General features: G+C 70.2%; 9 protein-coding genes and 1 pseudogene. 2 read left to right on the top strand and 8 right to left on the bottom strand.

Going from position 1 to position 9,781, the window contains the following annotated elements; translation table 11 throughout:
• Window positions 1-127: 127 nt before the first annotated feature.
• Together D7V80_RS38040 and D7V80_RS38035 are read left to right on the top strand one after the other, a co-directional pair.
• Window positions 128-1,249 (top strand): metallophosphoesterase, encoded by a 1,122-nt coding sequence (locus D7V80_RS38040; protein ID WP_233586037.1) that lies wholly within the window; start codon window positions 128-130, stop codon window positions 1,247-1,249.
• 124 nt (window positions 1,250-1,373) lie between these two features.
• Window positions 1,374-1,871, top strand: coding sequence for a hypothetical protein (locus tag D7V80_RS38035; protein ID WP_120592724.1), 498 nt, complete (start codon window positions 1,374-1,376; stop codon window positions 1,869-1,871).
• Between the two features lie 95 nt (window positions 1,872-1,966).
• Here the strand turns inward: D7V80_RS38035 and D7V80_RS38030 are convergent, their stop codons facing one another.
• The 8 genes and pseudogenes from D7V80_RS38030 to D7V80_RS37995 all read right to left on the bottom strand — a co-directional run.
• Complete coding sequence (locus D7V80_RS38030; RefSeq protein ID WP_120592723.1) at window positions 1,967-2,611, bottom strand: transposase; 645 nt, start codon at window positions 2,609-2,611, stop codon at window positions 1,967-1,969.
• Window positions 2,571-3,041: pseudogene (locus tag D7V80_RS44055) on the bottom strand (helix-turn-helix domain-containing protein); the annotation flags it as partial. The pseudogene D7V80_RS44055 and the gene D7V80_RS38030, both read right to left, overlap by 41 nt.
• A gap of 69 nt (window positions 3,042-3,110) precedes the next feature.
• Entirely contained in the window at window positions 3,111-4,484 is a 1,374-nt protein-coding gene (locus D7V80_RS38020; protein WP_120592722.1) for a hypothetical protein, read from the bottom strand.
• 32 nt (window positions 4,485-4,516) lie between these two features.
• The gene (locus D7V80_RS38015) at window positions 4,517-7,450 is read right to left on the bottom strand and encodes a TonB-dependent receptor (protein WP_120592721.1); all 2,934 of its coding nucleotides are present in this window, start codon (window positions 7,448-7,450) and stop codon (window positions 4,517-4,519) included.
• A 146-nt stretch (window positions 7,451-7,596) separates the two neighbouring features.
• A complete protein-coding gene (locus D7V80_RS38010; protein WP_120592720.1) occupies window positions 7,597-8,028 on the bottom strand; it encodes a biopolymer transporter ExbD in 432 nt (143 codons plus the stop codon).
• 16 nt (window positions 8,029-8,044) lie between these two features.
• On the bottom strand, window positions 8,045-8,452 hold the full coding sequence (locus D7V80_RS38005) for a biopolymer transporter ExbD (protein WP_120592719.1): 408 nt from the start codon (window positions 8,450-8,452) through the stop codon (window positions 8,045-8,047).
• Window positions 8,436-9,194, bottom strand: a complete 759-nt coding sequence (locus D7V80_RS38000; protein ID WP_120592718.1) for a MotA/TolQ/ExbB proton channel family protein — start codon at window positions 9,192-9,194, stop codon at window positions 8,436-8,438. The genes D7V80_RS38005 and D7V80_RS38000 overlap by 17 nt, the downstream gene beginning before the upstream one ends.
• 31 nt (window positions 9,195-9,225) lie before the next feature.
• Window positions 9,226-9,781 (bottom strand): energy transducer TonB (locus tag D7V80_RS37995; RefSeq protein WP_147447353.1); only part of this gene is annotated, 556 nt, incomplete at its 5' end.

Below are 9,781 nucleotides of genomic sequence, written 5' to 3'. Positions count from 1 at the left end.
TGGTGGGGTCGTTCGGTCTGAAGGGGCGCGTGCTGCTGACGGAGCGCTGGGGCGTGGCGGCGGAGGCGCAGGCGGGTGGCGCGCTGATGGGGCGGCTGTCGCTGGTGTACGCGGTGGGAGGTGACACGTGAGCGGCGGATTTCGTGCACTGGGCGCGCTGGGCCTGACGGCGGCGCTGCTGACCCCGGGCTGCATGCGCCCCAGCGAGGACCGCGCGGTGCGGGACACGCGCGTGGGGAAGGCGGAAGCGGACGCGCTGACGGTGGAGGTGGAGGGCGGGCTCGCGTCGGTGCGGACGCTGGCGTCGGGGACGCTGGAGCTGTGGGGCCAGGCGCCGGTGTTCACCACGAAGGTCACCGCGAGCGCGGATGCGCGGACGGACTGGCTGTTCATGGTGCACAACGCGATGCCGGACGCGGTGCTGGACGCCGTGGACGAAGCGGGCACGCCGCTGACGGTGGTGGCGATGCCGGACGCGCACCCGACGGTGAAGGCGTGGCGCGTGGCCCTGCGGCCGGGGACGACGATGCGGCTGACGGTGGCGCCGCCGGACTGGGACGCGCGCGAGCCGTTCCGCTTCGCGGCGCTGGCGGACGTGCAGGAGGCGCTGTCGAAGGTGGGGGACGTCTACGCGAAGCTGAATGAGGACCCCAGCCTGCGCTTCATCTTCTTCGCGGGCGACCTGACGGAGTACGGGACGCGCGAGCAGCTGGAGGAGTTCCAGCAGCGGCTGGAGGCGGACTCGCGCATCCCGCTGTACGCGACGCTGGGCAACCACGAGACCTTCACGGACGACGCGCGCGAGTATCAGCGGCTGGTGGGCCGGGGCAGCCAGCACTTCACCTTCCATGGCGTGCACTTCAGCCTGGTGGACTCCGGCAGCAGCACGGTGGATCCGATGGTGGAGGAGGAGCTGGACGGCTGGCTGGAGGAGGCGCGCGACGCGGTGCACATCGTGGCGATGCACATCCCGCCGTTGGATCCGATTGGCGTCCGGGGCGGAGGCTTCGCGGTGCGCAACGAGGCGGCGGGGCTGGTGGGGAAGATGGCGCGCGCGGGGGTGGACCTGACGCTCTACGGCCACATCCACAGCTACTATTCGTTCTCCAACGCGGGCATCCCGGCGTACATCTCCGGAGGGGGCGGGGCGATTCCGGAGCGTTTCGACGGGGTGGGCCGGCACTTCCTGGCGGTGGGCGTGGATCCGTCGGCTGGTGTGCGAGAGGTCGGCCTGGTGCGGGTGGATTGATCAGCACAAGCCTTGACGGGGGATGCGGGGCCGACTTTCCGGCCTGTTAGAAGACCCCCTTGAAAGGGCACTGAACATCTGGGCAGATAGGCGTCGTTCAAACGCCTTGTGAGGAGGCCTGTCCATGTTCGAAACCCCCGAGAACGATTCCATCTCCCCCGCGCTGCGCGCGCTGCTCGAGCTGTTCGCCACGGACCTGGCGGACGTGAAGTTCCCGGACGTGGACACGGCGGTGCTGGGCGAGTCCGCGGCGCACGTGCGTGAGAAGGCGGAGGCGGTGGCCCGGGCGCAGGCGGCGCTGGACGCGGCGAGGCTGGCGCTGAACGAGAGCCAGGAGTCGCTGCTGCAGAAGGGGCAGCGCGCGCTGGCGTACGCGAAGGTGTTCGCGGAGGACGACGCGGACCTGGGCGCGAAGCTGGATGCCATCCACCTGCCGCGTCCGGTGCGCAAGGGCGGCCAGGCCCAGGTGGATCCGGTGGGCGGGGCGCCGGGCAACGACGACAACGCCCCGCGCCGCCGTGGCCGTCCCCCCAAGCTGCGCCCGGTGGCCAACCTCTTCACGGACGGCGGCAACGGCGCGGACGGTGGGCAGGACGAAGCCCCCGCGAGCCTTCAGTCGTAGCCCGCAGGAAGAAGACCGCGTGCCCCCGTACGGCGCTGCCGGGAGCACGCGGTCATGTGTTCACCGAAGGGCTAAGCCAGAGGAAGTAAGTCCTGTCAGAGGGTAGCGCGAGGCGCGAGCAGCCTGAGCCGACCGGAGCGCCGCAAGCGGTGCAGCAGCCGGACGGCTTGAGAATAGAACTCCTCGCGCTGCTCCGTCAGCATCTGGCTGAAGTAGGTGCTCTTGAGCTCGTCCCAGTAGCCCTCAATCCAGTTGAGGGTTTCCGAGGTGTACGCAGGCAGTCGCAAGACGCGCACCTGGGGCCGGGCGGCTTCAAGGGCGGCTTGGGCGCGGTGGGAAGTGAAGGGGCCGCCGTTGTCGAGGACGAGCACGATGCGTCGGGCCGTCCGTTTTGCCCGCGCCACCAGCTTTTCGAGCAGCGACAGAAACAGGGCGGTGGTGACGCTCTTGGGCTGGTAGGCGAAGAGGAAGTGCCTGCTGGGAAAGCGGATGGCCCCCACCACCCCCACTCGCACATTCTTGCCCGGAGTGGGCACCAGCAGCCGCTGCCCTTTGCGCCGCCACATGGAGCGCGTCACCGGGAGAAGGTTGAAGTGAACGCCGTCGGCGTACCACAGCTCGAAGTCGGCCCGGGGCTCTCGGGCTGCCTTCTGCAGACGGTGCAGGCGCCTGAAGGCGCGTGCTTTTTTCCTCCTCGTCCGCCAGGTGCCGGGTGGTGAGCTTGGCGCGCCGCCACACATAGCCGTGGCACCGCAGGACTTCGCCCACCCAGCGCGCGCTCAAATGCACGCCGGTGCGTTGCTGGAGGTAGGCGGCCAGCCGTGCACGCGTCCAGCGAGCAAATGCAAAGCCCAGCTTCTCCGGCGCCGTGTCCACGGTGCGCATCAGGAGCCTCAGGTAGCTGGAGGACACGCTCGACGGACGGCCCGGGCGAACCGTGTCAGCCAGTCCCCCCAGCCCTTGCTCACGCCAGCGTCGGCGGCAGCGCTGGACGGTGCGCGTGGTAACTCCCAGGGCCGTAGCGATGCACCGAGCGCTCTGGCCTTGAGCGCTCAACAGCACGATGGCCGCTCGCAGCGCTACGCCCTCCGGAGCCTGCTGCCGCAAAGCGCGTACCAGCCGGCTCCGCTCGGCTGCCGTCAGCTCCAACTCTCGGTGCTGGTGGGGCACTTCGCCGCTCCTTCTGCACAACCGGAGGAGCGGCAATCTTACCCCCTGACAGGACTTACTTCCTCTGGCTTAGTTCTTCGGGAACGCAGTCCAGCCGGCCAGCCAGTTGGTGGGGCCCACCGCGCCGACGAAGCGCGCGCTGGTGTCGAAGCCCGCGCCCGGCGTGGCCGCGTTGTCCGGGTTCAGCGCCGGGGAGTTCGCCACCGGGGTGAAGTCCGGGGCGTCCAGGTTCGACGCCGCCGTCAGCTGCGCGTCCAGGACCTTGTTGTTCAGGCCCGTGGCCAGCACCTTCTCCGCCTCCGCGAACTTGCTCACGTCCGGATCCGTCACCGTGCCCGCCGCGTCCTTCTTCGGGTTCGGCGCGTTCGGGATGGAGACGGAGTCACCCTTGTTGTTCCAGAAGAGCGCGTTCTGGATGGAGAGCTCCGGGGTGGCCGCGTTCCACAGCGCCGCGGAGGCCGTGCCGTCCACGTCGACCGCCGAGTCCGCGAAGTTCGCCACGATGACGTTGCGCAAGAGGCCGCCCGCGCCCGTGTTGAACACCAGGCCCTCCTGCGCCGGCGTCGTGCCCGCCGCGCGGCCGGAGCCGATGAACGTCGCGTTCCAGATCTCCGGCACCGTGTGAGGCTGCGCGCCGTTGTCATTCTTGTTGCCGGACGCCTCGATGGCGCGGTTGCCCACGATGGCGTTCTGCTGCACCACCAGGAACTGCACCTTGCCGCGCCAGCCCAGGTCGTAGTCCAGGCCGTCGTCGTCCGGCTGGCTGATGACGATGTGCTTCAGGCCCGCCGTGCCGCCGAACATCTCCACGCCGTCGTCAGCGCCCTTGTGCACCTGCACGTAGTCGATGTCCGTCGCGGTGCCGCACGCGCCCGTCGTCAGGCCGTTGAGCTCGTTGTCCTCGGCCAGCTCGTAGCCCGCGAACTCGATGCGCGCGTACTTCAGCTTGCCGCAGTCGTGCGCGTCGTCCCCGCCGCCGTACTTCGTGCGCGTGTCACCGCTGGTGGCGAAGAAGCCCTCGATGGTGTTCTCGCCGCCAGCCACGTTGAGGGTCGCCTTGCCCAGCAGCACCACGCCGCCCCAGTTGCCGGCCTGGCGCGTGCCCACCGCCTGTGAGCTGGTGAAGACGATGGGCTTCTCCGCCGTGCCCACCGCGTTGAGCTTCGCTTCGCGGGTGATGACCAGCGCGCTGCCCATGTCGCCCTTGACGGTGACGCCCGGCTCGATGGTGAGCGTGCCGCTCTCCACGAACACGTAGTCCTTCAGGGTGTACGTCGTGCCGGCCTTCCAGGTCGTGTCGCCCTTGATGCTGCCCTTCACGTCCTGCTCGGTGGCCTGCGGATCGCCGCCGTCCGGGTTGCCGTTGTTCTTGTCGTCGTCGCCGCAGCCGGCGAGCAGCGCGAGGCTGGAGAGGGTGAGGACGGAGGCAAAGAGGCTCTTCATGTCGGTGCGTCCTTTCAGGGGAAGGGGAGGCGCTACAGGGCCCAGCCGAGCGACGCGGTGAACGCCACGCCGGGCTTGTACGTCTGCACCGTCACGTCCCCCTGGCGGAGGGTGACGGAGGCGTTGAGGAGGTTCGCGGCGGTCAGCTTCAGCTGCGTCGCGCCGAGCTTCTGGGTGAGGCTGATGTCCACGCGGTGGAAGGGCCGCTCGTACACGTCCGGCAGGCCCTGCACGCCGACCTCGCTGATGCGCTGGCCGTACACGTTGTAGAGCACGGCCACTTCCGTGCCGCTCTCCGGCCGCTCGTAGCCCACGTTCACGTTGACCACGTAGGGAGACTGGCCCTGGAGCGGACGGTCCTTGTTCGTCTGCGCGCCCAGCGCGGAGTCACCCAGGTCCACCTCGGACTGGATGAGCGTCAGGTTCGCGCCCACTCGCACCGGGCGAAGTGCCGGGCTGAAGCGCGCCAGCGACGTGCGCGCCTCCAACTCCACGCCGTAGCTGTCCGCGCCCGCGGCGTTCTCGAAGCCCAGGTCGCCCGAGTCCGGGTTGCGGATGACGCGCTCGATGGGGTTCTGGAAGCGCTTGTAGAAGGCGCTCGCGGCCAGCACGTCGTTCTCGCCCACGAACCACTCGGCGCGCACGTCCACGTTGTGGATGCGCGTCTCCAGCAGGTCGGGGTTGCCGGACACGTTCCGGCGGCGCACGAAGTCGAAGAAGATGAACGGCGCCAGCTCGCGGAAGGTGGGCCGCGCCAGCGTGTAGCTGTAGCCCGCGCGCAGGTTCACCTCCGGGGACAGCGCGTAGGTCGCGTTGAGAGACGGCAGCACGTCCAGGGAGTTCTGGTCCGCGCCGCCGGAGTCGCTCTCCACGCCGGTGAACGGGTCCTTGAGCGTCAGCTGCTGGTGGGACGCCTCCAGGCGCACGCCGCCCACCAGGCGCAGCGGCTCCACGGGCTTGTAGTCCGCGGACACGTAGCCGGCGTAGATGCCCAGGAAGGCGTTGTAGGCGTCATCCGCGCGCGTCGTCTCGCGCACGCTGATGGAGGTGCCCACGTTCTCCGGCGAGAAGAGCTGCTCGGGGGACTGGGTGCGGTCCACCGGCTCTTCGGTGAGCAGGTAGCGGAAGCGGCGCGCGTTGAAGTCGCGGAAGGACACCTGGGTGAGGCCGCCCACCTTCACGCGCAGGTCGGAGGTGAAGGGCAGGGTGAGGTTGAGGCTGCCGCCCGTGGACGTCTCGCCCAGCTCCGCGAAGAAGCGCTCGCCGCTGTTGGGCTGGTTGGGGAAGGACAGCTGCGCGTCCGGGTTGTTGAGGGCGGCGCTGTAGAGCGTGTCGCGCGTGTCGGGCTCGTCGCGGTCCACGCGGGAGATGTTGGCCTGCCAGTCCACCTCCGAGTCGCCCAGCAGCCCCAGGCGGTGGAAGCCGCGCAGCTGCGTGAAGGACAGCGCGCGGGTGATGAACTGGAGGCGGGTGCTGGCGTAGGTGTCGCCGCGCACGTTGTTGTTGCCGTTGGCGGTGTACGTGCGCGTGTCGGTGCCGCGCGTGTAGAGGCTGAAGAGGGTCAGCTCGTTGTCGCGGTCGAACTGGTAGCCCACGCTGGCCAGGCCGCTGAGGTTCGCGGTGGAGAAGCCCTGCGTGGTGCGCGCGACGTCCTGGGAGATGAGGCTGCCGGACTCGTCGCGGGCGGCGCGGGCGAAGTCGCCCGTCTGCACGCCGTCGCGGTGGCCGTAGTTGACGGTGGCCAGGTAGCCCAGGCGCTGGTTGCCGAAGCGCAGCGTGTCACCCAGGGACGCGCCCAGGCCCAGGTTGGGGACGGCGCGCGTGGTGCGCTTCTCCCAGACGTGGGTGAAGCTCTCCCACTGGCTCTCCAGCTGCTGCGCGGACTCGCCGCCCGCGCCCAGGCGGTGGTCGCGGGGGAGCGCGTCCGGCAGGGCGCGGTCGGAGGAGGCGAAGCCCAGCGTCTCGCCGAAGCCGCCCTGCGCCTGCGAGTTGCGCTCGCGGAAGGTGGTGACGGTGTCGCCGCCCAGGGTGAGGCGCGGCTTGAACTCGAACTGGGAGGGGTAGGTGTTGGTCTCGATGAGCAGCGTGCCGCCGCCGAAGGTGCCCGGCAGGTCCGGCGTGTAGCTCTTCACCACGTTGAGGTTGGCGAGCAGGCTCGTTGGGAACAGGTCCAGCGGCACGCTGGGCTCGTCCGGCTCCGGGCTGGGCAGGAGCGCGCCGTTGAGGAGCGTGGTGGCGTAGCGGCCACCCAGGCCGCGCAGGAGCACGTAGCGGCCGTCCACCACCGTGGCGCTGACCACGCGCTTCACGGCGTCACCGGCGCTGGAGTCCGGCGTGCGGGCGATCTCCTGCGCGCTGATGGCGTCGGAGACGGCGGCGGCCTTCTTGCGGTCCTGGAGCAGGGCGCCTTCCGCGCGGCGGTCGGAGCGGGCCTCGACGACGACCTCCTGCACCGCGCCCACGTCCGCGCTGAGCGCGACGTCCAGCTTCGTGGCCTTGCCCTGGGTGACGACGACGCCCGTGATGCGGCGGCCCTGGTACACGTCGTAGAAGGCGCGCAGGTCGTACCTGCCCGGCGGCAGCGCGAGCCGGTAGTTGCCGTCCAGGTCCGTGAGGGCCTGCTTGTCGGCGCCCGTCACCACCTTCACGGTGGCCTCGATGAGGCCTTCACCGTTGGCCTCGTCCGTCAGCCGGCCGTGGATGCCGGTGAAGCCCGGGGGCGGCGTGGCGGACTCGGCCAGGGCCTCATCGCCCATGGCGGCTTCGCCGGAAGCCGTGGCCTCGTCCGAAGGGGTGGTGTCCGGCGGAGGGGGAAGCTCTCCGGCCGGCTGCTGGCCGGGAGAGGCGGAGGGCGAAGTCGCGGCGGGCGCGGAGGACTCCGCGCCGGGCGCCTGCGCGAAGGCAGGCAGGGTGATGAGCACGAGTGACGCCACGCAGGCGCGCACGAAGCTTGTACGAGACAACACGGCTCTCCTTGCCGACAGCGACGCGCACTCAACGCGACGCCCGTGGCATTGGGATGAAGGGTTTGTGACGTCTGTGGCGGTGGCGGGAAAACTCGGCGTCACGAACCGCGCGCGGCTTCACGAAGCCGCGCGCGGGGCGCCTGGAGTCAGTCCGCCAGTCGTTCCGGCAGCACGGCGACGGTGATGTTCCCGCCCCGCGCCAGGTCCAGCACTTCCATCGCACTTCCGTACGGCACCGCGTCGCTCGCGTCGAAGAAGACGATCTTGTCCGCGCGCGCGTTCAACATGCGCCGCAGGCGGGCCACCACCTGGTCGCGCGGAACCTCTTCGCGGTTGATGCGCAGCGTGCCGGCCTTGTCCACCGTGAGCACCACGGGTGGCTTCGCGTCCGGAGGCGGAGGCGTGGCCTCCTCCTGCTTGTCCGGCTTCGCGGGCACGTTCATCCACAGGTTCTTGGTCATCAGCGGCGTGACGACCATGAAGATGATGAGGAGGACCAACACCACGTCCACCAGGGGCGTCACGTTCATCGTGGGGCGGACGCCGCCGCCCTTGTTGCCACCGACGTCGAAAGCCATGGCGCGTGCCTCCCCTTCAGTTCTTCTTCCGGTCGATGACCTGGAGACTGATGCCCGGGAACCCCATGTCCTGCATCGCCTTGAACACGCCGCGCACCTGCGCGTACGCCACGCCCTTGTCCGCCTTGAGCACCACGGGCGCGTCCGGCTTCGCCTGGTGCAGCGCCTTGAGCTCCACCACCAGCGCGTCCCGGGTCAGCTGCTTGCGGTCCAGGTAGAACGACCCGTTGGACGCCAGGCTCACCGTGGTGGGCTCCAGGTTCTTGTTCTCCGCGTCCGGGTTCATCGCCGCGGGCAGGTCCACCGCGGCGCCGGCCTCCAGCTGCGGCGTGACGACCATGAAGATGATCAGGAGGACGAGCACCACGTCCACCAGCGGCGTCACGTTCATCTCCGGCGTGAGGCTCCTACGCGTGGCCGACATCGCCCGCCTCGGTCCGCGTGGAGACGACGTCCGTGGCGCCCGAGTGCGAGCCGCCGTGGGCCGCCACCGCGCGCTTGTCGCCGGCCATGTCCTCCAGGTGGTCCATGAACTCGCTGCGGGCCTGCTCCAGGGAGAGCAGCAGCGCGTCCGCGCGGGTGGACAGGAAGTTGAACATCAGCACCGCGGGGATGGCGACCAGCAGGCCCAGCGCCGTGACGACGAGCGCCTCCGCGATACCGGCGGACACCGCGCCCAGGCCGCCGGAGCCCTCCTTCGCGATGCCGGCGAAGGCCTCGATGATGCCCACCACCGTGCCGAGCAGACCGACGAACGGCGCCACCGAACCCACCGTGGCCAGCACCGACATGCCGCGGCGCACGTCCGCGGTGATGCGCTCGTTGATGCGCACCAGGTCGCGCCGCGTGAGCTCCACCGCGCCCAGCTTGCCGGCCGGAGCCCGCGACCTGGCGAGGAACGTCTTCATGCCACCGCCCAGCATCATCGCCAGGTGGCTGCTCTTGTTGCCGTCCGCCTCCTTCACCAGCGCGTCGTGCTGCTGCTGCGCGAGCAGCGGACCGGCGCGGCCCGCGAACTGGCGGGACGCGGCGCGCGAGCGGAAGTAGACGAACAGGCGCTCGAAGAAGACCGCCAGTGACGCGACCGCGAAGGCGATCAGCGTCCAGGCGATGCCCAGGGCGAAGACGCCCATGTGCGCGTAGATTTCCTTGAGATTGAAGTTCATGGCTGTGGCTTTCCGAGGGGGGAGGAAGGCGTCAGGACTTGAGGCGGAACGGGACCTTGAAGATGCGGAAGACGGCGGTCGGCTGACCGGACACGACGGCGGGCTTGAAGCGCCACGTGCGAACGGCGGCCAGCGCGGCGCTGGCGAAGGGCTCATCGCCGCGCATCACCTTGAGGCCGGTGACGCGGCCGTCGACCTCGACGACGCCCTTGAGGATGACCAGCCCCTCCAGCCCCCTGGAGCGGGCGTCGGACGGGTACTCGGGGATGAGGTTCGCGGCCAGCGGCTCCGGCGGCGTCCCCGTCTCCGGGAGGTTGATGGGCTGCGCGCGGCCACCACCGATGGCCATGCCCTCGCCGCTGCCGGTGCCACCCACCACGCCGCCAGGGACGAGCGTGCCCGTGCCACCGACGGCCATGGGCGCCGCGGCGACGACCTCCTTCTCAGCCTCGGGCGGCTTGTCGAGCGGCACCGCGTCCGGGGCCTTCAGCGGCGCGGGAGCAACGGTGGGCACCGCCGCGGGCGGAGGCGCGGCCTTGGCGACAGGCGGCGCGGCGCGGGGCGGAGGCTTCGCGACAGGCGGAGGA

Origin of the sequence: Corallococcus sp. CA054B (assembly GCF_003611625.1) — a bacterium.
GTDB classification, from domain to species: domain Bacteria; phylum Myxococcota; class Myxococcia; order Myxococcales; family Myxococcaceae; genus Corallococcus; species Corallococcus coralloides.
The sequence above is the reverse complement of the archived record's forward strand: the minus strand, read 5'-3'. Positions and strand labels throughout refer to the sequence as shown.

Excerpts from the sequence above, each read along its gene's own strand:
- D7V80_RS38010 (WP_120592720.1), bottom strand. The coding sequence starts at position 8,028 with ATGGCTTTCGACGTCGGTGGCAACAAGGGCGGCGGCGTCCGCCCCACG.
- D7V80_RS38000 (WP_120592718.1), bottom strand. The coding sequence starts at position 9,194 with ATGAACTTCAATCTCAAGGAAATCTACGCGCACATGGGCGTCTTCGCC.
- D7V80_RS38005 (WP_120592719.1), bottom strand. The coding sequence starts at position 8,452 with ATGTCGGCCACGCGTAGGAGCCTCACGCCGGAGATGAACGTGACGCCG.
- D7V80_RS38020 (WP_120592722.1), bottom strand. The coding sequence starts at position 4,484 with ATGAAGAGCCTCTTTGCCTCCGTCCTCACCCTCTCCAGCCTCGCGCTG.
- D7V80_RS38030 (WP_120592723.1), bottom strand. The coding sequence starts at position 2,611 with ATGTGTGGCGGCGCGCCAAGCTCACCACCCGGCACCTGGCGGACGAGG.
- D7V80_RS38035 (WP_120592724.1), top strand. The coding sequence starts at position 1,374 with ATGTTCGAAACCCCCGAGAACGATTCCATCTCCCCCGCGCTGCGCGCG.